Raw genomic sequence first — 24614 nt, forward strand, 5'->3', positions numbered from 1 at the left:
TTTTCGGATATATGTTTTTTTTAAAATGAGTTATCATTATTTCAATCTTGTTATAAAACCAAACAAAAGGTTTCAAAATGACTAATAGAACACTTGGGAATCAAACTACTCAATCCCAATTATCAATTAAAAGTTTAATCATTGGATTATTGATAGCTGCATTCTTGTTTGCAATCGTCTATTTTTTAGTTCTAAAAAAAGCTGATACATCCTCAAATACAAGCTCACAGCAACACTCAGTTGCAGCTGAAAGCAAGGACTACAGCAAAGAATTGCATACCAACTTGGCACGTCTAGGCACGATCTCAGAAGTCAATAAAATACAAGGTAATCTTCTTGCTTGGACGATCCTAATCAATGGCACGCCTCAAGTTGTCTTTACCACACCTGATGAAAAAGTCGTGATCACAGGTAACGCATTTGATGTAAACACTATGGATAGCGTGAGTCTTCCACTTCTCCAAGCAGCGCAACAAAAATACGGAAATGGCACGCCTGAAAATCCAAGCAATTTAGGTACACCATTAGGTCAGGAACAAGTATCCGTAGATTTTGCCGAAATTGTGGGAGAATGGAACAAACCTGCTCCTGCTGCAATTGAAGTACTGGCTAAACTTAAAGGTGCAAAAGAGGGTAAAGGATCTGATACTGACACTCTATATGTACTTTATGATCCACGCTGCCCAAACTGCCACGAAGCATACCGTGCTACACGCAAATATGTTGAAAAGGGATATTCAATCAAATGGATTCCTACAGTATTGTTAAAACAATCAGATGATGGCTATAAACTTGCAGCTGCAACATTACATGATCCAAGTTTGTTGAATAAAGCATTCTCTAAAGACACTACAGGCCTACCTGAAGCTACAGCAGCGGACAAAAAAGCTATCGATGAGAATCAGGCATTCTTGGTGCAAGCCACTCAACAAAGTACTAATAGTAATACCATTGCAGTACCAACCGCTTTCTACTTAAACAAAAAGACTGGTCAACCAAAAATGGCTACTGGCCTCTCTGATGCAAGTATCCTTGAAATGATCTTTGGTAAAATCTGAGAGGTATTATCGCCATGAAATTATTTAATAAAAAAGCTAAAGTAAAAGTGCCTGCAACTTCTCATCAACCATTATCACAATCTAATATTCATGCTGTCAGTAATCCAACTGAAGATGTTGCAAAAATTTTATCAGTAAAAATTGAATTTGAAGATAATTGCACCATTGAGAATTCATCACCCAAATTAGTATCAGTTCCTTTACCGAATGTACCCTCGTTTGATTATGGAATAGACTTCGACAACTTTGATAAGCAAAGTAATTCTGATGAACAAGGTATCCCCTTTCGGATCATTTCATTCAAACCATTTATACTCATTTCAAATGTCTTGGATAATAGTGGCGAACCCAAAAAGTTCTCGCTTGCTTCGATAAAATTAAAAGTTTATCCAAGCCAAATCATCAAAGATGATGCAGATTGGTATGATGATGCAGAGATTAAACAGTACATTCAAGATCAATGGTCTCAGGTATTCGATGAAATTTCTGACGCATACAATTTAGGATCTCAAGTTAAATATCCCGTTAATATGATCTCTGGCCAGAACTATCCTCCAGTAGGATCAGCAGTAATTCCTGCGACACCAAGAACCTTTTCTATATTCGGGTACACGTTTACCCCTATTCAGTTAGCGTTAATGGTAATTACTGCAATATTATTAATTTACGTTGCACTTGCAGTCGCCAACAAGTACAGCGCAAACAACCAATCAGCAAGTGGACAGAATCTTTATTCAAACGCATCGATTGATAAGCAGGTGCAGATTGCTGAAGACGTAGTTGCTAAAGTTCAAGATCGGATGGGTGTACCTAAATTAGCTCAAAGCGATCTAGGCTGCTTACAAGAAGTTAATTAAACACTGAGCTGCACTTTTTAGCATTAACATAGGACATTTTTGGAGAATTATATGGATTTGATACTTCAAAAAGAAATATTGAGTGCAATGGCCAAGAAGAACCCACGTTTGTCTAGTGCCATAAAACGATTAACTGATTTAAAAGATATTTCAATTGGTACTTGCGTATTTATGGGTTTACCCGTAGAAGACTATGAATCGTTTGATAGTAGATTTTCGATTTGTAATGGCTATTTATTGTGCCTTTACGAGTCTGAACTGTGTACTCAAGCTGAATACAACGTATTAATGAATACCTTAAGTGAGATCTATGAGCTGAAAACGGGTGACAAAGGCTTATTTTATAATGGTGATGATGAAACCATAAAAGATGCTCAATTCCCTGAAACGCTTTTAAAACGTCACTGAAATTCAATTTTAGTAAAATTTACATGAGTTACTTATGGAAAGAAAGGAACGCCGAAAATCAACTTTAGAGGAATATTACAAGGATATTAAAAACTTAATATCATTAAACTCTAAAACATTTAACTTTTCACAGTTAGAAGATGGTTTCTTTACAAGTAATAAAGACCAAAGCATTTATCTTTTGAAAGGTGGAAAGTCCAACCTTGCAAACCCTCTCGATTCTGATAAGAAGTATCCACTGTTTAGTGATGATCAAATTTCTGAGATCATTACTTTCTTTGATACTTCAATATGGATTGTTGAAAGACGTTTACCTATTCAGTCATATAGTCGGGCAATTACTCAAAACTTTGACCTAGAGTTCGACTTACCTGCGGAATTTATTATTGCTTTAGCAATTTTAAACAAACTTGAATTTTCAAAAATTCAAAGTCAATTCCACATCGATGGAACGTCACATCTAATTGAGGCGACTCGCCAAAAGTCACGTCTTATCTGTGATGTCTATGACCAGAAGATCTTTGATGAAATGATCTTTCAAGGTAATCGCAGCATCGATGATCCTGAGACAGCAACTTATGCCGAACGACTCATCGTAACTGGCCATGAGCATATCATCACAACTTTAAGACTTTATTCAAATCTGGATGAATACGTGAATTACGTTAAACAGGGGGCAAACGATAATTCGATCAGTAAATTACTTGATATTCGTAAATGTGATGTTAAACGTCTTCGTCAGTATGCCAATATCGAGAAATTATTACTGGATGACAATAGATCAGCCAGAAGCAGGAAACTAAAAACAGAAATTGAACGTATTCTGGATAATGTTTGTTATGAATGGGTTACTGAAGTAGCTCAATCTAAAGGGATAAGCGAACATAAAGCCTTAAAAAATATCATCACAGAACATAAAAAACTTATCCAACAAAAATCTGAACCAGAATTGGAGCAAAAATAATGAGTGCATTACCTCCTCATATTATCGATGCGCTTGAAGAACTTAAAGATGATGAAATTGAAATTGCTTCTTCCAATGCGCTTAAAGTACGTGCATGGCTTTACCTTTTAAGGTTTTTAAGCTCGTTCAATTACTTTTACGACAAAAAGAACCCCTACTCATCAATTGAATTATCGACCCAACAAGCAAGTTTATTTGCATTTGGAATAGACGATAATAATCCAGAAAATTTTCTTTTCTTTTGTCAGGATGCGGATTTCTGGTGGCTTAATGAGATCCAGATAGAGTATGCAACCTTTATTGAAAATTATCTGGTCATTAAGTTCCCACCACTTGATTATGAAAATAAAAATATCAAAAGTGATAATAAAATTTCAATCCGCAGTCTGACTGTAAGTATCCCCTTAAGCGATATGTACATAGATTATTTAAGTTCAAAAAAAGATACTTTTAAGAACATGATCTTAGGTCAAATTAAGAAATCTTCCAATGGGTTCAACAAGCTTGAAATCGAACACTTTTCGGATCGTCCAATTCCAGTAATTCATCAGAAAACTGCAATAACCAAGCAACATTTCAAAGCGAATACGACACGCTTTCTATAGGCCAGAAAAATGGATTATGTCACTCTTATTGAAGTTTTTCGGAGTAACCTAATAGATAAGGGATTACTACTAGATCGTTTAACCTATTCAAATAGCCCTTTACACCGTAGAGATATTTTGGCTTGCTCTGAAATGCTTAACAAAGCAATCATAGTTTACCATGAAATGATTGAAAATGATGCTATCGCTCCATCAGAATTTATAGATTCAGAATCTTATTTACTACGGAATCAAGTTTATAAAAAAGAAATAAATGAAAATAATTTAAAAAAAACAATAATTTATGTGTTTCACCATATTTCACCTAATTCATTAACTACTGAATTTTCACAATGTTTAGGTACTCTAAATTCACCTAACGTTTTTGGTCAAGCCTCACCCCTGAATTTACAAGGTGTACTACTTAATATTTTTGAAGTAGTTAATTCAAACTTCATATTTCCTGCTTGGTGTAATGTTTTTTACATCAATGGGCAGAAGAATCGTGCCATTCCTAATATTGCATTGAGTTCCATAGAACCTCAACTGAGCAATGCAATTGATTTCTTTCCAGATGCAATAGAAACACTAAAATCGCTATATTCTATTCAATTAAGTGACATTGAACTGAATATTGATGATGTGTTTATAAGGTCATAATCTGGAAAACTTTCATAAATGAAATTTTTTTAAGAAAAATACTTTCATTAATTTTATATCTAAGTTATTCTTTAACTATCGGTGGTGGATGAGCAATGTGCATGAGTTCACCCTATTTCAAAAGGATAAAAAGATGCAAAAAATCACTGCAAAAGATTCAGGAATCCTTGCTATCGGTAATAGTAAAGGTGGTGTAGGTAAGAGTACGTTCTCAGTTCATTGTGCTTTTTTCTTTGCTGAGAAAGGCTACAAAGTTGCCTTGATCGATTTAGATAATCAGGGTAATAGTTCTAAACATTTATTAAAATACAATAAAGAAGCCTCTTTACCTGCTTATGTAAAAAAATCGGATACGAACACAGTCTTAAAAGGCAATGCTGTGGATCTATTCCTAAGTGAATTGTCAGACTCACAGTTATCTATCAATAGTGGTGCAATTGCTGTATTCCAACCAAATCTAGCATTGGCTAATATTAACAACAGTATCGATACTGAAAAAACGGCTACTTTTAAAGAAAATATATCTAAACTACTGAAACATAAAACAATTATTATCTTTGATACTCCACCAACTTTAGGAAATCTATTGCTTATTCCTTTGTCCGTATCTCATCTGGTTGTTATGCCAACATTATTAAAAAGTTATGCCGTTGATGGTATTTCAGAATATATTGCTTTTGCACAAAAAATTAAAAAAGCTATGAACCCTGATCTGATCTTGGGAGGCGTTGTACCTAATTTAGTAAATAAAAAATCTGAAGTACAAAAAACTGCTTTGGCAGATCTTAACCGTGATGGAAAAGCTTCAAACCTTATCTATTTAGAAAATGATTCCATTCTTCATTTCACGGAAAAAAATGTAATCGAAGAAGCAGCTGAGCTTGGGATCGCTACATGGCATATCCAAAAGAATTCGACCAGACCAGTTAAAAAGACATTCTTTACCCTTTTCAAGCAAATTTCAAAACAGCTCAAACTTGCTGCTGACAAGTAATAGGAGAATCGACATGAACTTACTAGACGTTATCACTGGAAGCAATGAGCCAGAAAAGGGCGCAAAAACAATGGAGTCAATTGAGGTGGATTTGCACCTCATTGAAGAAGATCCATTAAACCCACGCAAATTTCTATCAGATAAAGATGAAGACGAAATGGTGGAAAGCATCAAGGATCGTGGAATATTGCAAGCTATCGTCATTATTCCCCATCCTGATGATGCTACACGCTATATTGTAAAAGATGGCAACAGACGCAGAAGAAACGCACTCAGAGCAGGTTTAAAAACGATTCCTGCCGTGATTAAAGCAGAGTTCTCAGAATTAGATCAGTTGACTGCAAATGTCATGCGTAAAGACATGACAATCTTTGATCTCAGTCACAGTATCAATCGCCTGATCACCAACAAAATTGCCAAGCAGAAGCAAATTGGCCTTGCTTTAGGCTTTAATGAGGCAAAAACAAGTAAAGTAGCTTCGCTAACTAAAGACGTTCACCAGAGCATTATTGATAATCTTGAATGGATGCACAATCAAGGAATGTGTAAAGATTTCTCAGCCATGTATGAAATTGCGAACCTTTCTAAAGAACATCCAGATGAAGTTATCAAATGGGTAGAAAAATTTGCTGCTTCAGGTAAATCTCTTGGTATGCCTGAAGTGAAAAAGCTCAAAAATCAATTTGTCATTGATGAAGAAAAAGACAATAAAGAAACTACCAAAGCTCCTGACTACAATGAAAAAGTGATCATTGATATTACCGTGAAAGGTAAAGACAGTCTTGATCGTATTTCATTATTGTCTCAAGGTAAAATTAAAGATGAGGAAGAAAGAGTGGAAGTTCTTAACGATCTGGCAGAGTTAATCAACGATCTTAAAATTATCCAAAAACAATATAAATAATATTATTAAAAAAAAATACCTCCGTAAAAAGGAGGTTTTTTTTAGGTAATGTATTAACAATAATATTCAACAGCCATATCAGAGTATAGGTAACTCAAGCTTACAAATGTCTCTAACAATTTAATACTACCCAAAGACATTCCCTCTCCAGTGATCGATACAAGCTTCTCATCAGGACGTATTTGAATCAACACATCGGTACATTCAGTTTCTATATGTGGTTCATTGAAAAGTATTGTTCTGTTCTGATCTATAGGACTTACAAACGTTTCATAGATTGCAATCATCGGATGCTTTGTTTCGAGTACTTCATTATCCTTTTGAACAAAGAACTCATAACCATCAGCTAGTCTCAACAAATTGTATGCCAAGAAAAAGATCTTACCATGCACTATCTCTACAATATCATCGTGCTTTGCTGTAAGTAGTGCAGATGTGGGATGGATAAGGAACTCATAACCCGATCCTGAATAAAAAGTCTCACTTTCAACAAAGACTTTAATCACAGATTTTGGTCTTTCAATTTGAATAATTACTCTTTTTTCAGGAGTTTGAGGATAGTAAATTTGAAAAGAAAGAAATTGGTCATCATCTTCAAAAGGATCTAGTATCACTAAATCCTTTTGGATTAAACGATCAGCAACTAAACCATCTACGAAAGATTTTATAAAATCATTCTGCATACTGGAGAGATCTAATTTCTCAACTTCTGGTACGTTGCCAATCTTAAACATTTTCTTATCCTTTTTAACTATTTCTGTTCAAGTAGTTTTGCTGCCTTATATGGTTTCAAAGCGATTAGATCCACTTTACAAGCTGCACCTGCTGTAAGTGCATCAGCTCCCCCCATTGGAGAATTTATTGCATTTATCTTATTGCAGATTTGGTAGACAGAGTTCACAGCACTCATAGAATTATTCCATGCTGCATCTTTACTTTTTGCAGTATTAGAAGCCTTTATTGTCTCGGCTAAGCCATTTAGTCTTTTCTCAATACCTGCATAACATTGGATTGCATCACCATAGGAAGAATCGGCACAGTTATATTTAATTTCCTGAATATTACTGAATTCAGCTTCAAACTTATTATTGGCTAACGTAAAAGTTGAAATAGATAACAATGCAGAAAATAGAACTGGTTGTATTTTCATTTTTTCTTCCTCACATTAAAGTTTTGCGTAAATAGCAGCATTAAGACTGGCTTTGCAATATGAAGAACTGACATTTTCAGCTGATCCCGTTTTGAGTTTATTGCATTCAGACTCAATTTGATTTTTAAACTGATTAAATACAGAACTATTCTTTTGAGCATTCAAAGAAACCATCGTATTTTTAACCGATGTGTAAATACCAATATATTTTTGGTCTGTCTCTTTAACATTCAGAGATAACGGATTGTCCTGTAATTTCTGAACAGCTTGATAATACTGATTATCAAGACCTGTATTCGCAACAGCACTGGTAGCATAAATGCTTACAGAGAGAGCACTACATAGGATCAAACCAATTTTTTTCATAAAATTCTCCTTACTCGTAATTATGGATATTCAGGGAAATAGGTACGAATATGTGATTTAAATTGAGATCCTGATACTGCTTCAGCACCAGTGATGACCCCATCACCATTCACATCCCATGCAGGGTTATCTCTAAACACATCAGGGTATCTAGCAATTGTATAGCCTCCACTTGGTACACCCATGACTAGACTATACAATTGGCCTAAACTTGTTGGTTTTGACTCACGTAAACCACGATCCTTAAAGTACTTCTCAACATATTTCATCTGATCTGAGAATGATAATGCACCGAACTGGTCTCTAGTCATTCCCCAATAGTCCCATTGGCTTCTAGGCGTATTCTTATTACCTGTGCCGTCAGTATATTGCATGAATTGAATAAGTCCTGTTGCAGATCCTTTAGGGTTTCGTGCATTTGTACTAAATGAACCTGCTGTTTCAAAACTAATTACCGCAGCCAAGTCATTAGGATTTGCACCTATATTCTTCGCTACTCTAATAATTGCATCTTTCTGTTCTTGAGTTAATGCTTTAGATCCACTGCGTTTAGTTACAACAGACGTTGCAAGTTGATAATCAGAAGCGGTAGGAGGAAGATCTTCAAGTTCTAAGTTACTAATTAAAGCTATGCTTCGACCGCTTTCAATTGCCTGTCTTAATTCCTCTACTTTTCCTGCTATATATTTGGCCTTTGCAATGGTATATGCAGCAAGTAATGCTTCGATGCGCTCATTTTGACGCATCAATTCAGTTTTTATATGATTACGGGCAACTTCCATATTGAGAAGTTCAACCCATAATGATCGATTTGAGGCTTTTACAATATCTTGTGCCCATCCTGAAGATGAGAACCGCCTATACGCTAAATCTTCTATATGCCCTTTAACCGTCTGATCATCACCAATATCAATTTTAATTGGCTCTTGTTCACCTATCTGGCCAGTATCCCTGAAGATGTCTTCAAGCTCTCTGTAAGTGACATTTGGATCATAGGCCTGCGCCTCAGTGATCGTCCCATCCTCAAGAGCTTTTTGTCTTGCTTCAATAACCGAAACATTTAATTTCGCAAGTTGCTCATCAGTAGCTCCATAACCCTGCGGTAAAGGAAATTTTAGGCCTGAAAATTTCGGCTGCGATGCACCAGAACCTACTGGTAAACTTGCTCCATACAGAATGTTAAATTGTTGCCGAATTGTTGATCCTAGATAGTTCTTATATGCACTCGCATTAATCGGTATATCATCTTTAAGATAAGGCGTAGGATCTGTAACATAGTAGCCACTTAAACCATTTCTGTTTGCGCCGACCGATTGAATGTTTTGAAAAGGATTAGCATCAGCTCCCTTACTGGAATTGCCTAACCATGCGTTACGTGCTCTGGTACTTTCTTTTTGAGGGACAGCATAGTCAAAATGTAAATGAGTACCACGAGATACACCCGTGTTCCCCATCGTACCAATAAATTGCCCTTTTTTTACTTCTGTTCCGACATTAATTGGTGATCGATTTGCCAAGTGCAAATATTGATAAACATCGTTATTGTCTTTTCTTCTTATTCGTATGAAATTACCGCCACCATTTAACCAGTCATTTGCTATAACTGTACCATCAGCAATAGCATAAAGTTTGTGGTCGCCATTAGTATTGACAATATCCAGACCTGCATGTGTACGTGCTGATCCATCCGAATTAGTACGCCCCATTCCAAAACGGGTAGTAACAATTAAATTACCAGATAAGGGCATTTCCCCTACGGCAATATTTGTTGGCTTTCCTGTCTGACCACTTGGCTGATTATATTCAAATTGCATTGAAGCATGGACATCACCATACATCAGAGCACAGAGAACAACGCAAAGTTGCTTCTTTGAATTAAAAATTGTCATTTATGCCTCTTTATCATTCAGTGGTAAACCATCTGAATATCTAATTTTGAATATCTAATTCTGTGTTTAATTTTCTTCTAAACTGCTGAATTATGCAAGTTTTATAGCATCATGTTTTTATTTTTTAGATATATCTAATTTTTAAAAAACCTTTACAATTCTAAAATTGACTACCATATTGATTTATTTATACTTACCTTATGTATATAAATATTAAAAAAGGAGATGGTCATGAATAATCTTCCTTACTCTGAGGGCGGTTTGGATGGTGGAATGTTTCATCCATCAGTCCTCGATAGAAAAGAACGTGAGTATCAGCAATACATGGATACTCAAACACCTATTGCTGCTCAAAAAATACGAAATTTTGTAAATGGGAATAATAACCATAGTTTAAGTCAAGCTTTACCAAATGAAGTTTTATATGATCAAAACTATGTTAATCAAATCGCAAATGAGTTAGAGCGTGTTAAATTACAGTTATTACTCACTCAACGTGAATTGAATTTAAAGAATAATCAACTCAATGATGCTTATTTGAATATTTCTAAAGGCAATGCAACAATTAATCGTCTTGATGATTTAATTGATGATTTAAAAGCAAAACTTAGTTCATCCAAATAACATTGTTAAAAAAAAAGAGTTTCTTAAGAAACTCTTTTTTTTATTTCAATTAATGACGTGAATCTTGTGATAAGCCTCTATTATCCGTATTCGATGATTGGAAATTTCTTGATTGTGGTAAGTATGGCGCATTGCCTGTTTTAGATAACTGATTTTGACCCGATACAGGCGAGAACGTCATACTGGAGAAATTTGGTATAGCCATTCTATTCGCATTATTGAATGAAGATAACTGTGCAGTGCCTAATGCAGCTTGCTGAGAAAGCCCCTGTCTTGCGTTATAAGCACCATAAGCAGCTAACCCACCTGCAATACCCCCTCTCGCAATACCTTGTCCTACTGCTCTCCCTACATTGTTCTGTTGAGGAGCTGCTCCTACAGAACTAGGATTAGCATTAGGCAAACTAGAAACTGATCCTGATGGCTTTGCTGTAGATCCAGATCCACGATTAACTAAAACAGTGCCATCACCACCCTGCGGTCTTTGCCCTTGTCCACCACCGCCACCATTTGGATTAGGTGAAGCACCCTGTCCACCAGATCCACCACTACCACCATAATATCCTGCTGCTTTAGGAGCTGCACTACCTGCATTATGTGCAAGATTGGTCTCACCAAGAGAACGAGATAAATTCGTACCCAACCATGAAATAACACTATCAGCCAGTGTAGTCGGCAATGAAAATATCAAAAAGATGATTGGTAAAAGGATCGTGCAATACAAGATCACCCAAGCCATCAAGAAGAAAAATTGTGATAGTGCAGCAATGAATCCATTTGATGTGAATTGAGTTGCACCCATGATTGTGAAGAATACATCTGTAGTAAAAGTAATAATAGGATCTGACAGCATAAATGCTAAATAGAATCCCATTAAAGACAACATAGGCCTGAAGAACAAAGCAATAACGGTCAAGTATCCTTGCATCTGCGAACCAACAAAGGTTCTATCAGGAATCATGTGCATAATCGACCATAAGATCAAACCAGTCATTGCCTGAAGAATGTGGAGCACCCAACCAATAACAGCCATCAAGAAGAATACATACGGTAATGTAGGAATAATGATAGCCATGTAAATTGCTACCAACTTACCCATTACCATGATTTTCGCTAACTTCTCAGATAAGTAATCAACCAAGCCAATTGCTATCTGAGCAGCTGTACCAATGTTGTCTGAGAATACTGCACCTGTTGCACCACCTACAGTTAATCCAATTCGCAGGCCAGAAATAGCACCATCCAATTGAGTTAGTACGATATGCAAAACATTACCTGTTGTTTGCATTCGAGTAATAGCATCAACATTATTGGTCGCACTAGACCCAACAAACGTATCGATAAAGACTCGCATCGTTTTCATAACTAAAGTTGTATTAGCATCTTCTACATCAGCTGCTATACGTTTATATGAAACGTCTTCACTTGTAAGATCCTCTGGAATTAAGTTTTCCATATCAGACGTAGACAAGTTAGTTACAACTGTAGGGGTTTTCATGTAATCATTAATGGCCATATCCATTTGACGAACGAGAACGTTATACATAACTTTCTCTTTTTCACTAGATACACCCTCACGATTCATCCGTTGTAAGTCAGGATTAGTACCACGATATATGACTTTAGCTTTAGCATCATAAATATCTTTCTGGAACTCACCCATTTGTCTTTTAGCTAATGCAACCTGAGTCCAACCTTTTTGAGCATAGTAATCAAGTGTTTTTTGGATATATGAGTTTTGCTGCGAAGTTAAATAATTCGTGATTTCGGAATCCGTTCTCGCTATCTCATCTGTGATTATTTTATCAAGGACAAGCGGATCAAATCGTTGTTTAAAGATCGTTGCATAAGACTCAGGACTTTCTGCCAAATCAGGAAAATTATTGACATAAGCTGTAATCGCAGTATTCAACCGACTAATACCCTGAAATTTTAAATTCTGAATATTCAGAATCATTCTTGTCTTATAGGTTTTATAATCATCCAAATCAGGATTCTGAGTTAAATACTTAATATTAGTACCTAACGCTGAAGCATTAGTAACAATATAGTCAGAGCTACCACAAATTGCTCCAAAATATCCTTGATCTAAATATTTATTATTATCAACAAGTTCACCATGAAATATATTTTCACCGCCAACAGTTTTAATATAACTTCTTGAACCATCAGGATAGACTTTTTCGCCTATTGAAGCATCTGGACTGAAATTAGCATTCAATACCCTTGTACATTGATACTGACGTATTTTCTGCAACGCAAAGGCTCTATATCCATAGGGATCATAGTTGTCAATGGAAGCAAAACTTGGTGATGGATTCTGAATAGCAGTCTGGAGGAATTCTCGATTCGCTTTATTGGTCATTCCATTAGATGCCAGTACAATCATCAATAAGAGAATGTTAATAACACTATAGAGAGATACGGTAGGTAATAAGAAAACCACCGCAGTAATAAAGCGAATTACAACCCATCCCTTTTTACTTCCTTGTCCAAATACTTCTCCATCTTGAGCAGTGTGCATCACAGAAGAAAAGATTAGACATAGAAAAAGGAAAGCAGCAGCTACAAGTCCCATGTGCCCTAAAGCACCAAATAACACAGGGGCAAGTTCGCCACTAGGCGGTGCAGTTGCAGCAGGTGAGTTTCCTGTTACAAACGCTTGAATGAAATCGTGGCCAAAAATTTTGCCTAGTAACGCAACAGCAGCATCATTCTGACAGGTACTATCAGATGAAAACGGGCAGTATATACTCATTAATGTTATCCTTTTTTATCCTAGCAAATAAATTGTCTAGGCTTACAAGTAGCTCTACTATCTTGTTAATTGGAGTAAAGAATACGCATAAAAACGGACTTTCTTTACTATAGGCAATATTAATTTAAATTTTAGTAATACACAATTTTTAAAAATTTTGGAGCAATTATTTTTTTGTTGAGATTCTAATCATTTTTTAAAGCACTTTGAAAAATAAAGTATTACAGAGGTGGTTCCACTTGTTTGAACAACTAAAAGCGTATTTATAAGTGATATTCCGCTCTAGTTAAGCCACCTTGTTTTGTTGGGGTAGCTGATCATAGTAAAACTCATTTGGTGTCATTTTGTCTAGACTCGAATGAGGTCGTTTCAGATTATAAAACTCAAAATATGCACTCAATTGCTTTTTCGCATCTGTGACACTGCTATAAGCTTTGAGATACACCTCTTCATATTTAACGCTCCGCCATAATCGTTCAACCATCACATTATCTACCCATCGACCTTTACCATCCATACTGATTTGAATGCCATTTGATTTCAATACATCAATAAATGCATCACTGGTGAACTGACTGCCTTGGTCTGTATTCAATATTTCAGGTGATCCATATTTTTCAATCGCTTCATTTAAAGCCGAAATACAAAAATCCACCTCCATACTAATCGATACCCTATGCGCAAGTACCTTGCGGCTATGCCAATCAATCACAGCACATAAATAAACAAAGCCTTTTGCCATAGGGATATACGTTATATCAGTAGACCACACTTGATTACTGCGCTGAATAGCCAATCCTTTGAGCAGATATGGATATTTACGGTGAGCTTGATTAGCCTGGCTTAAATTTGGTTTGCAATATAACGCCTGAATACCCATTTTCTTCATTAAAGTACGTGTATGACGTCGTCCTATATGATGCCCTTGACGATTCAACAAATCACGCATCATACGACTGCCTGCAAAAGGATATTGCATATGTAATTCATCAATACATCGCATCAGCTTCAGATCTGATGAGCTAACAGGTTTTGGGCGATAATAATAACAACCACGAGAGACTTTCAGTAACTTAGCTTGTTTAGATACTGAAATCTGAAGTGAGTGATCGATTAACTTTTGTGGTTGAAGCGGCCCAGTTTCTTCAACACACCTTCTAAAAAATCAATTTCTAATGCCTGCTCACCGATTTTTGCATGTAACTTTTTAAGATCAATGGGAGGTTCTGATGGAGCTTTTGATTGATCGAAAGCTTGTGAGGAAGCTGAGATCAATTGATTTTTCCAGTCAATAATTTGGTTTTGATGAACATCAAACTCAGAACTCAATTCAGCAAGTGTTTTTTCTGCTTTGATCGCAGCAAGTGCTACCTTAGCCTTAAAGTCGTTTGAATGATTTCTTCTTGGTCTACGTGCCATAAAATACTCCATATATTGATGTTTATAACATCATTTGAGGAGCAGAGTATCACTTATAGGAGTTGTTCAAATTTCCGGATCCATCTCTTTACAATCAATTGATACGAGTTGTATAGTAGTGTTTAATGTAAAACTTAATGTTAAGTTTTAGCGTCTATTAATTTAAAAATTTATGTTTACAACTAATGAGTTAGGAAGAATCAATATCTTTAGAGGTTACGGGTATGTATTGTAGTACCAAATCATATACAAACTTACTTGCATCGATTGTTGATATGCAACAATCTGCACCTTTAAATACAATGCACGCTAATCAGATCCTAAGTTATGCAATGCAGGCAGGAAATGATAACAAGCTGAATAAAGTTTTAGAACACAGGATACAGCATGGTCTCAAGGATGTTGACAATAGCTCTGTTGCCTTAAAGCATCAAATCATCAATGATAAAGTTTTGGTCAACCTGAAACGAGAACGTACAGCTCTGAATGAAGCAAACAATCTCGTTTTTGAGACTGCCCTTGCCTTTATGAAAGATCCTTCACTTGAAAAAGTTAATGATGAATCTCTGACTAAAACTTTACAATGTATCAAGAATCTTAACTGCGAACGCTCAGCAAAAATTGATTTCGTGAGATCAACAAAAGAGAACGTACTGGCATTCGTACCAGAAAGCCAAAAATTCACAGTTGAGAAGCAAATTGTTTCTAAACATAGAGAAATTGAAAGAGATAGCACAACCACCCAAAAAGTTGTATTAAAATCTACTATTGAAAACAGCTTTAATCCGCAACGATAAACTTAAGATATGACCGTAGATCGGCATGGAGGTTACAATGGATACAACAGATATTAAATGCAGTAAAGTTATTCCCTTTACTGGACTACTCTCACCAAGTCCGCTTTTAAACAATTTGCACAAGACGGCTAAACTTGAAATTCCAGAAGTTAATGACCACCGAAAATCTTTAGGAAACATCTTTAACCGATTAGGAATCAATAATATCCAATCGCTCATTTTAGACAATCCAAAGTTAAACTCAGTTGTTTTAAGTGAAGTAGCGAATAACTTCTTCACCAGTAGCTACTATAGAAAAGCAGAAGAATTGGTAAGAACAATGTCTATGCCAAATTACCAATTTGAAAATGGCTCAAATGAAATAACAAAATCCGCAACTCCCGTAATCAACCCAATGCAAAAAGAGATTATTGAGCAAATTAAGGCCAAAGAACAACTTTCGCAGCAACGCTCGAATGAAGTAACAAAAGAAAATTCCAACAATCAAGAACAAGGTTTTGGATCATTCTTCTAATTTTTAATCAAATATATTTGACGGGGAGAGTTCTCCGTCAAATAATAAAAAAAACTTAAATCAAGTTTTGAAATTCTTTCAAGCTCGTTTTTATATTTTTGTTCAATCATCAATTTATCAAAATCAATAAAAAAACCAATATTTACTTCAACAATAAACTCTGAATAAAATCTCAAATAATAATAAACTATTTGGAATGTTGAAAAGTTTTGGAATGCTTCTGGACTTACCGAATATGCACTTTCATACTTATTTTTCAAAAATATAATTACAGATTTTATTTTTGTATTAATTAAAGAAATTAATTCTTTTGAGTAGGCAACCGAATTATTGATAAGTGTCAGATAATTATCACTCAAAAATTTATATACATAATTTTTTGAAAAAATATAAGCCATAGAAAATAAGAGTTCATACTTTAAATAATTAAGCTGCACAGCCTCGATTTTACTTTTTTGCTTTAATAAGTTGGCATCGATATATTCCAAAAAGTTAATGTAAAATCCTTGCAAGGGTAAAGTTTTCTCAATTTTAAAAAATTGTTCTGCATAGTGAATACAGGTTTCTCTAAACAATTTTTTAAAATCATCAAAACTAAAATCACATAGATTCTGATTGATGAGAATAGTGGTATCAAGTTGAATCTCAGTGTTTACTGGTTCATGAATAGTTTGTTCCTGATCCTGTTTTAGAGATATGCCCTCTCCTGATATTTTGACTGTATTGACTCTACCATTTGACTCAATCCAGTTTGTTATTTCAAACGCTAGTTCAGAGAATTCAGCTTCAGTTAATTCTCCAACATCGTCAACCAGATTAACTTCAACCTTATTAATCTGTTTAGTATTAGTAAAACCTAGTTCACAGATCAAATTATCAAAACAAATTAAAAAATTAGAGAAATTTGCTATTGCAGATTCAAGTATGTTTGAAATATGGAATTTTGTATTTAAAAGATCGGTTTTAAAACAATTTGAATAGTTACCACTAGAAGATAGGATAAGAATGAAAAATAAGTTCCTAAAAAAAGGATGATCAAATTCTTCACTGGAATAGTTCTTCCAAATGTCCTTTAGATTTGAAACAATTTCATCACAAGATGTAAAAAAAGGATCTGTAGTCTCTGGATCTATCTGGCAATTTTCCAATACAAAACCAAAGTCACCCAACTGAAATTGAGAGTTGTTTTTATACCAAAATGGTAAAACGATTTCTGGATTTTTATTATCAATTTTGCATAAATATGTGCCGTATTTAGAACATTGTTCATGTAGATAAAGACATAATATTACGTGGTGAATTCCCCAAATCCTAGTATAGTCTTGATTAAAGAATGAATATTTAAAAAATATTGAAGCATAACCATTCTGTAAAATATGCTGAAACTTATTAAGGATATATTTACTATCTAAACCACTATTTAAATCTAAATGCTTAATCTCATTGTCTTTATTGCAATAAAGATTTAAGTAACCTACAAATTCATTATCATTTTCAGTCAGCAGTAAATCTTCAAAGCAATAATATTTTATCATTTATATTCCATGTCAGTAGTAGGTCTTTTAAAAATATATTCTGACAATGAGAAGTGCATATCTGAAATAAAAACTTCTTCTTCAATTGCTTTCGTTACAGCTTCTTTTAAGTTTTTCTCAATAGCATTTTTATTCTCGCCTTGTTCCAAAGAATTATTTTGTACAATTGAATGGTACATAGCTTTAATTATAAATAAGCTATCTGAAGAATATTTTATTACCTTTTCATCAGTGGAGCATTCAATAAACTTTTTTGTATGAAAAAAAGTGATTGGAAATTTTTCGATAATTTCTTTCAGTGAACCTATGCGTGAAATCAACAGTTTTGAGTTAATGAGTATACGGCTCAATTCGGTATCTACCATTGAAAGATAGATACAAGTTTTATCGAATGAAACTTGACCAATTAGCTCTGTAGAATTTATTCCACGTACAAGCACGAAATCCTCAGCTTTTATCAAAGATTCAATTGCAGAATCACTTTGAATGGCTTCAAACATTGTCAGCTCCATTTGCTAATAATTGCAGTTTAAATTTTCCTGAATCCAAAAAGTCACATAACTTAGAGAATGGTAAATTTTTCTCTATAAGTAATTGTATAACTTTTAGGATATGAATAAATCCATATTCAATAAATTGCCCTTTTACTTCAAACTCTATACTAAACTTGAAGTCTCCAACTGGACTCAATAATTTAGAAAAAAGAGTATTTTCCAATAAAAGTATCTTTGAAATTGGCATCAACTTCACTTCTTCAGTGATTGCATCCAAGTAGTCTACTTGAAGTGTTTCTTTGCGAAAATACAATTTTATCTTTGATTTTCCTGTGATCTCAATTTCTTCATCAACTTCACTTAGTAGACAAATCTTACGGTTTTCAAAAAAACCATAGTAGTCAAAATGTACTGGCCTACCTGAACTTTTATTTACAGCCTTAAATAAAGAATACTCATCTGGAGACAGACCTTGACTATAATTTTTTGCAATCAGGTCAATAATTTTTATTGACTGTTTGTTTACCATCTAAGTGCCATAAACGGAGCATTAATTAAATGTGCTTTTGTTTCCAGATCAAGAATGTGGTCTTGAGGATTATTAGCCGAAAGGTGATCTCTTAGAACATTCCTAATAGTCAGATTTATACTTTGATCTGCTTCATAATAAGACTTTGAAAAAAGAATGCCGAAATGGAGAACGTCTTTCAATGAGTACGCTTCAAACAGCGACTCAGGGAAAAGTGCAATAGTTAGTGAACCTATGAGCGTTTCAAATTTAGACGGCTCACCCTGCTCCCCCACTTTCATAAACTCATTTATAGACACTGTTTTTGTTGAAAAAGATTCAGTTCCATCACCAATCTTAAATATCTCTGAATTACTCTCCGTCATCAAAGACATGTAAACTTGATTTTCGATGAAATCAAACCCACAAACGATTTCATACCAGTCTTCTCGATCTACATGGATAAATGAAGTGATGATGACTTTATTGTCTACTTCTTCTATCGAATAACCTCTTTTTGATTTCTCTTTAGAAACATACCCCTGCCCATCAGATTTTGGATATGAGTCCAACAATTCCGTTATGAAATCTTGAGTTTTTTCTTTGGGCAAATTTGCTACCTGACGAACCTTTAAACCAAAAAGTTCAGAGCCAATGTCATAAGTATTTCGTATTGTTGTATTCATGGCCAGACTCATTGCTACGGAGATACATTAAGAGTATTTTAAAAATTTTAAAGTGTCAATTTTTAAAAATTTGTTCTTTGGGAAAATGTATATAAATGAGTTCAAGTTTGTCAAAATATCGCTCAACTAACATCTTTAGCCAAAAATAGAAAAATGGGGCTATCATACTAAATGATATGGATTTTAGTGCAGTAGTCGGTGTTACTTTAATCGGCTTAAATAATGACAAATCTTTATTTTCTTCATATTCAAAAAGTATCTCTGAATCATGATCTTTGTTACGGCTGTAGTAATACATAAACTCCGATTCTGTAAGAAAACAAACTACAGGATATAGATAAGTTGCACAGCTCTCTGGATCTACATAACCATCCATATATTTATATTTCAATTTTTCACTTTGCATTCGACAATAGCTGAGTAAAACTGTCTTCAATTGAAAATTTGTATTATTTAGTTCCATATCATACTCTCACAGAATTTTCTAACTCTGCGTTCACCTCAAGAGTGTTTTTAGCAGAATGTTTTGGTTTAAAAACATACTCACGCAAACTTTGCATGGTCTCTTTGTAACTTTGCAATATCTCTACCCTATCTTGGCCAGAGGGTGTAATACCAGATCTTTCACCATTCGTTTTGGGATCTTCCATACATTGAACGATATAACCCACACTTACACCCTTTTCTTTAAAGAGATCCGTAACCAATGCTTCTCCACATCGTGCAAACTTCTCACAGGTTCTTGACCAGTAAGCATTAGCTGTAACATCGAGTAACCGAGCTTTACTTGCGAAATTATTCTTATTAAACATCGCATCTAATGAAAGATCATTATTATTTTTTGATGAGTTAATTTTGAAAAATGCCTCTGCTCTATCAATCAAGATACGCAGTGATCTTTCTTTCATTTTATTATATTGAGGATCTGAATGCCGTATAAGTTCACTAATTGCTAAGGGTAAAATCTGGCTTTGAATTATTTGAAAAGCAACAGCATGTATTTCATTTTCAAGTCCTTTTACATTTCTGTGTAATCTGAGATGACTGTATAATTCTCTAGTAGAGGCTATACTCTCCTGTCCAACTTCATTTTTAGCTCTCAATAACCGATTACTTTCCTCAGTTATCGGATTTGATAACGTATATCTTCCAAAAGAGATATTGTCTTTTCTCAATGCAGCTCCAATAGCACGATACATACTAGCAGTATTAGACTGATGCAAACGAAGATCAGGTATAAATAAGGGATTTTTATAATGTTGATCCAATTCTATTGTTTTAAGTCTATAAAGACTATCAACAATCTCACTCATCGTTTTATTCAGAAATTGAGCAGCATCATCTTTGCCAATTTCTCTAACAGCATTAATTAATTGGTCTTTTTTTATTATTAATCTCTGTAATGAGTTTTCAATCACTTCCTCAGAACGTACTTTAATTAGATTTATACCCTCTTTAGTGAATATTTCATCAGCTTCCATTTTGCCATTCAATTTTTTTTGCAAATTATAAAAGGACTTAAGTATTGGGTTTGAATCAATAATATATTTTGAACTTTCATAATCAACATCTGCCATGAGTTCACTCAAATAATAATTTTTCTCTACAGCATTAAAACTACCACTTTTGTAAACTAACTTTTTCGTTTGTTCCTCTAAAACCCTCGCAGCATAGTGATCTAATGAGTGAAACCATTCATGTGATACTGAACCTGCTCCACGTACTTTTGTTAAATTAAATATTTGACTATAAGGCTCATAATGCGCTGCTGCTGCACCTCTGCCTGCTCTACCTCTTGCACCGAATGCTATTGCCAATTCACCATTAAATGAAATATCAGAGTCAGTCAAGTTCAATACATTTTTTAGCTCACTTAAGCCATCATAAGTAATGTTTAGTAGTTCCTGTCTTTCATTTTGTGTAACCCAATTACCAAATTGCACAGCTCGAAATGCGAAATTCCTACCAAAGTCATCGACTGTAACATCCTCACTATTTCTATAGTCAGTTGATGTTTCGTGTGTCAAATTCTGGAGAATCTGAGGATACCTAAGATCTAGACGTTCTGGTTGATCTTGCTTGATTTGCTTTTTATACTCTAAATCAAATCTTTCAGTGATTTTTATACTGCTTTCTGAAATGACATTATCCGATTTATTTTCTAAGTCATTTAATTCTAGATCCTTATAATTTGGATCATAACTTGCTCTAAAATATGAAATCTCTTTTTCAGGTGTTATATTTTTTTGAATTTCTAGACTTAAATTAAGCTTTTCTATAACTTTCTGGATTTGATCTTTGAAACCACTCCCATTCCTTATAATTTGAAAAAACCCATCTTGGCCTGTAACTTTCTCGAATGTATAAAAAGCATTTTCCAATTTAGCATGAGGAGGTATTTCATATTTTGAAAGTTGATTTGTATGATTAATCTCTCCTCCAGTTTCAACATATCTTCTAAAGTAGATCTCATCTATTTCAGAAGTATCCTCATTTATGGTATTCACCATAACTTTTATTGAACCGACTTTTACGTCTTCAAGAAAAGACATTGTTTTTGATAAGTTTGAGGATTTTCTATTTACTCCTTTAATGAACTCTCGGATGTTAGACCGAGATGAATCATTAAATTCTGGCGACTCAGGATCTAGATCATCAAAGTAAAACTGTTGTGGATTTGAAGCTACTTTATCTATAACATTCTTATAGTTTACAAGCATGTTAGTCATAGCTGATAATGGGTAGCGGTCATGTAAATCAATACCTGCTTGAATAATTTCCTTAAAATGTCCAACAAACTTTGAATAGTCTTTTAATCTTTGAATGAAAATTTCAGGTTTATTTTTATCAATTTTAGCCATACTCAATTTATTTGGGATCATATTGTAAATTGATTGTGCAAAAAAGAATAATTCATTCGATTTATCCTCCAACTGAGGCAATGTCTCTTTTTTGAAGTTCCACAATGAGCTTTTTTTATATTTATCAACTAATATTTCAAAAGAATGATTTCTATCTTTTTCTATCTCAAGTAATGTTGAATCTCTATTTTCGTAAAAGTGCTTTCGTGCACCAAAAACATTTTCGCCATAATCTTCAATTCTATCGGCAGTCCTGTTCTTCCCTTTCTCTATTGTTTCTATGACAACATCCGTTGTCTTACTGTGTTCAATATTTTCAAAATTTTGCTGCTGTTTTTTTATTAATTCTAATTTGTTCGAGTCTAACTCGTTATAAATATCAATTTTATGAATGTATGCTATAAGAGTTTCTAACTTCTGGTTGCTATTGTTTATCCCTACATCCGCTAGTTCAGCTTTAAATTGATGAGATAACACATCCACATAGTCTTTTTCGTGAAATTTCTTAATTTCCAACAGAAGTGAATCTATGAATTCCTCATCAGGACTTTCAATAAAATTTTTTAAATTCTGCGTTATCTTCGCAATTTCAGGCAAAGCATTTTGTACCTTTATTGCTTCCTGCCATGAATCCGCTGAATACTCTAATATTTCAGGTGTTTCTTTTATATTTGATATAGCTAATAACGTCTTATTCTCCATAACACTTACAGGCAGAACAAAAGATAAATCTGCTTTTTTAAATGCAGATTCAGGAAATCCTAAGTTCATTAGCATTGATTTATCAGATGTGATAACTCCAAAAATCTTACTATCGTATCCATATTTTTTTAATGTATCTATTGGCAACGGGTTTTCAAAAGATAAATCTATGAATCGTTCATCCTTATTTTTATTAAACTCATTAAATTGTTTTTCAATGTCTGCAAAGCTTTCAAGTTTGAACTTCTCTGCATAAACCTTTGAATCAACAAACCAGAATTCTTTTTGTGTATTTTGACTTTTTGAAAAGCTTAGCCACTGATCCTTATCAATTTTCAATCTAGCTATCGCATTACTTTCAGGCATTTCAACAATATTAGAGTTATCTATATTTAGAAATTTTCTAAATAATGATGGTTGAATTTTATTGTCTGCTTTTACAAATTTAGGATAAGAATTCTCAGAATTAACACGATTAAAACCTATGGATTCCATGTGTAATTGAAATTGGTCTAGATCAAAAAAATGATTCAATCTTTTAATATCATTTATTGAGACAATAGCAAGTTTGTCACGATTTTTTGTCGGGTGTCTAAAACCAACATTTAGACCGTAATTTTCCAAGTTTAACCATTTCATTTTACAATCCTCAATATGAAAAACTTTCATTTATGAAAGTTTTTCAAAATCTCAATCTGGTTCAACCACCCTCAAATATCTTTCATAAATGAAAGATTTCTAAAGTTTACTTTGGAGCTGTTGCTGAACCTGCTAGATTTTTATTGGTCAAAGAATTAACTTTCTTATTTTCTTGTGATACTAAAGAAGCAAGCATAGATTCGATACGTTCATTTTGCGCATGTTTATTACCCATTATTGCAAGCTCCAAAGCTCCCTCTTTAAGAATTTCAACTAAAACTCCACGTTCAGTCTGTCCCACTAAACTTCGATTCCAGTTCTTATATTCCTCACCATGACCAAGATAACGATCTACTTGCTCACGATATTGTTGTCTTAAAGGTTTTACGGGTTGACCAGACTCAGTTCCATTTGGTGTAGCCGTAAATTCTGACTGAATAGCCATAAGAGAGTTAAGCGCAGGTGAAATTACAGCATCTTTTTCAAATTTTTGACGCAAATATTCCTGACCTCTAGGAGTTTTAGCTGCTGTTGCACTTAATGGTGCATCTGGAAGACCAACCATATTATTAATAAAACTGGTTTTAGCCATAGCGTATTTATCTGTAGATGATGAATACTCAAATAGCGTAGAGGCTTGTAAATTTGCTCCTTGCATTTCACCTACACTCAAACAGAGACCTGCTGCTGCTTGTTCGGATGTGCAGAAATAATCGTGGTGAAGCTTCAAAGCTTCATCTTGTGCCTTTATGGGATTTGCAAACTTTCCTGTTCCTGCTGTAACGTTCTGGAAAACCATATCAGCTCTTATTTCTTTATCCTTTTCCTGTGTCTCAGTGATAGTTCTACGTTCATTCAATACTAGACATGGGTTGTAACCTTGACCAGCTGCTCCATAATTGAGAGCTGTATCTTTAATTCTGTCTGATTGTTTCATTGCCCCAATTGCACTCGCTGTTGTACGTGCAATTTCCATATCTGCATGTGCAATATTAGAAGCATTTACAGCTTCTTGTTGAGTTTGAACTCCAATTGCCCCAAGTATCATACTTCGTTCGAGTTGCAATGCAGAACTTACAGATGTATCTAATGTATTTAAACCTGTAGTGAATGTTGCTTTGAGCTGTGCAAAGCCTGTACTCATTTGAGTTAAAAATGTAGGTGTCATATAAGGTGGACAGTAATATGCAGCTACAGATGTACTAAATAAGCAAAGTGCCAAGAATCCAGTTTTACGATTCAT

General features: G+C 34.3%; 24 protein-coding genes. 11 read left to right on the forward strand and 13 right to left on the reverse strand.

All coding sequences use genetic code 11. The annotated features are described in order from the left end of the window. The first annotated feature begins 77 nt into the window (after positions 1-77). The 8 genes from ABLB98_RS14660 (at position 78) to ABLB98_RS14695 (ending at position 6429) form a co-directional block, all read left to right on the forward strand. Entirely contained in the window at positions 78-1058 is a 981-nt protein-coding gene (locus ABLB98_RS14660) for a hypothetical protein (RefSeq protein ID WP_153518780.1), read from the forward strand. A gap of 14 nt (positions 1059-1072) precedes the next feature. Next, complete coding sequence (locus ABLB98_RS14665) at positions 1073-1915, forward strand: hypothetical protein (protein ID WP_348883518.1); 843 nt, start codon at positions 1073-1075, stop codon at positions 1913-1915. Positions 1916-1966: 51 nt separating this feature from the next. Continuing rightward, a complete protein-coding gene (locus tag ABLB98_RS14670; protein WP_240016378.1) occupies positions 1967-2323 on the forward strand; it encodes a hypothetical protein in 357 nt (118 codons plus the stop codon). A gap of 34 nt (positions 2324-2357) precedes the next feature. Beyond that, positions 2358-3287 (forward strand): hypothetical protein, encoded by a 930-nt coding sequence (locus tag ABLB98_RS14675; RefSeq protein ID WP_044424288.1) that lies wholly within the window; start codon positions 2358-2360, stop codon positions 3285-3287. Then, complete coding sequence (locus tag ABLB98_RS14680; protein WP_044424287.1) at positions 3287-3892, forward strand: hypothetical protein; 606 nt, start codon at positions 3287-3289, stop codon at positions 3890-3892. The genes ABLB98_RS14675 and ABLB98_RS14680 overlap by 1 nt, the downstream gene beginning before the upstream one ends. A gap of 9 nt (positions 3893-3901) precedes the next feature. After that, on the forward strand, positions 3902-4531 hold the full coding sequence (locus ABLB98_RS14685) for a hypothetical protein (RefSeq protein ID WP_348883520.1): 630 nt from the start codon (positions 3902-3904) through the stop codon (positions 4529-4531). Positions 4532-4664: 133 nt separating this feature from the next. Then, positions 4665-5525, forward strand: coding sequence for a ParA family protein (locus ABLB98_RS14690; RefSeq protein WP_044424285.1), 861 nt, complete (start codon positions 4665-4667; stop codon positions 5523-5525). Positions 5526-5538: 13 nt separating this feature from the next. After that, positions 5539-6429 carry a ParB/RepB/Spo0J family partition protein gene (locus tag ABLB98_RS14695; protein WP_061403608.1) on the forward strand — a complete coding sequence of 297 codons (891 nt, stop codon included), beginning with the start codon at positions 5539-5541 and terminating at the stop codon, positions 6427-6429. Positions 6430-6482: 53 nt separating this feature from the next. On the opposite strand, the gene ABLB98_RS14700 is transcribed toward ABLB98_RS14695, so the two are convergent. From ABLB98_RS14700 to ABLB98_RS14715, 4 genes are read right to left on the reverse strand one after another with little or no spacing between them, the layout of a single operon-like run. Further along, positions 6483-7163, reverse strand: a complete 681-nt coding sequence (locus tag ABLB98_RS14700; RefSeq protein ID WP_240016381.1) for a hypothetical protein — start codon at positions 7161-7163, stop codon at positions 6483-6485. 17 nt (positions 7164-7180) lie between these two features. Next, positions 7181-7579: a hypothetical protein gene (locus ABLB98_RS14705; RefSeq protein ID WP_348883521.1), complete on the reverse strand. Its 399-nt coding sequence runs from the start codon at positions 7577-7579 to the stop codon at positions 7181-7183. Positions 7580-7594: 15 nt separating this feature from the next. Beyond that, a complete protein-coding gene (locus ABLB98_RS14710) occupies positions 7595-7945 on the reverse strand; it encodes a hypothetical protein (RefSeq protein WP_044424405.1) in 351 nt (116 codons plus the stop codon). Positions 7946-7965: 20 nt separating this feature from the next. Then, positions 7966-9834 (reverse strand): M23 family metallopeptidase, encoded by a 1869-nt coding sequence (locus ABLB98_RS14715; RefSeq protein WP_240016383.1) that lies wholly within the window; start codon positions 9832-9834, stop codon positions 7966-7968. Positions 9835-10065: 231 nt separating this feature from the next. On the opposite strand from ABLB98_RS14715, the gene ABLB98_RS14720 reads away from it, so the two are divergent. Next, positions 10066-10458, forward strand: a complete 393-nt coding sequence (locus tag ABLB98_RS14720) for a hypothetical protein (protein WP_240016384.1) — start codon at positions 10066-10068, stop codon at positions 10456-10458. A gap of 49 nt (positions 10459-10507) precedes the next feature. Here the strand turns inward: ABLB98_RS14720 and ABLB98_RS14725 are convergent, their stop codons facing one another. Both ABLB98_RS14725 and ABLB98_RS14730 read right to left on the reverse strand, forming a co-directional pair. Beyond that, on the reverse strand, positions 10508-13216 hold the full coding sequence (locus ABLB98_RS14725) for a DotA/TraY family protein (protein ID WP_151685069.1): 2709 nt from the start codon (positions 13214-13216) through the stop codon (positions 10508-10510). A gap of 286 nt (positions 13217-13502) precedes the next feature. Further along, positions 13503-14635 (reverse strand): IS3-like element ISAba14 family transposase gene (locus tag ABLB98_RS14730; RefSeq protein WP_225530522.1). Its coding sequence is split into 2 segments (ribosomal slippage): positions 13503-14383 and positions 14383-14635, totalling 1134 coding nucleotides; the frame shifts between segments, so codons are not numbered across the junction. A gap of 275 nt (positions 14636-14910) precedes the next feature. On the opposite strand from ABLB98_RS14730, the gene ABLB98_RS14735 reads away from it, so the two are divergent. After that, a complete protein-coding gene (locus tag ABLB98_RS14735; protein WP_348883434.1) occupies positions 14911-15432 on the forward strand; it encodes a hypothetical protein in 522 nt (173 codons plus the stop codon). 37 nt (positions 15433-15469) lie between these two features. Further along, entirely contained in the window at positions 15470-15946 is a 477-nt protein-coding gene (locus tag ABLB98_RS14740; RefSeq protein WP_318342570.1) for a hypothetical protein, read from the forward strand. On the opposite strand, the gene ABLB98_RS14745 is transcribed toward ABLB98_RS14740, so the two are convergent. The 7 genes from ABLB98_RS14745 to ABLB98_RS14775 all read right to left on the reverse strand — a co-directional run bounded on the left by ABLB98_RS14745 (position 15943) and on the right by ABLB98_RS14775 (position 24614). Then, positions 15943-17481, reverse strand: coding sequence for a hypothetical protein (locus ABLB98_RS14745; RefSeq protein ID WP_240016386.1), 1539 nt, complete (start codon positions 17479-17481; stop codon positions 15943-15945). The genes ABLB98_RS14740 and ABLB98_RS14745 overlap by 4 nt on opposite strands. Next, on the reverse strand, positions 17478-17981 hold the full coding sequence (locus tag ABLB98_RS14750) for a hypothetical protein (protein WP_061403675.1): 504 nt from the start codon (positions 17979-17981) through the stop codon (positions 17478-17480). Before ABLB98_RS14750 ends, ABLB98_RS14745 begins: the two co-directional genes overlap by 4 nt. Beyond that, positions 17974-18504, reverse strand: coding sequence for a hypothetical protein (locus ABLB98_RS14755; protein WP_348883435.1), 531 nt, complete (start codon positions 18502-18504; stop codon positions 17974-17976). The genes ABLB98_RS14750 and ABLB98_RS14755 overlap by 8 nt, the downstream gene beginning before the upstream one ends. Next, positions 18498-19169 (reverse strand): hypothetical protein, encoded by a 672-nt coding sequence (locus tag ABLB98_RS14760; RefSeq protein ID WP_318342569.1) that lies wholly within the window; start codon positions 19167-19169, stop codon positions 18498-18500. The genes ABLB98_RS14755 and ABLB98_RS14760 overlap by 7 nt, the downstream gene beginning before the upstream one ends. A 55-nt stretch (positions 19170-19224) precedes the next feature. Continuing rightward, positions 19225-19632 (reverse strand): hypothetical protein, encoded by a 408-nt coding sequence (locus ABLB98_RS14765; protein ID WP_227552798.1) that lies wholly within the window; start codon positions 19630-19632, stop codon positions 19225-19227. 1 nt (position 19633) lies between these two features. Further along, positions 19634-23371 (reverse strand): LPD1 domain-containing protein, encoded by a 3738-nt coding sequence (locus ABLB98_RS14770; RefSeq protein WP_240016423.1) that lies wholly within the window; start codon positions 23369-23371, stop codon positions 19634-19636. Positions 23372-23477: 106 nt separating this feature from the next. Beyond that, complete coding sequence (locus ABLB98_RS14775; protein ID WP_209798081.1) at positions 23478-24614, reverse strand: hypothetical protein; 1137 nt, start codon at positions 24612-24614, stop codon at positions 23478-23480.

Source organism: Acinetobacter yuyunsongii (genome assembly GCF_041021915.1).
In the GTDB taxonomy this organism is placed as follows: Bacteria; Pseudomonadota; Gammaproteobacteria; order Pseudomonadales; family Moraxellaceae; genus Acinetobacter.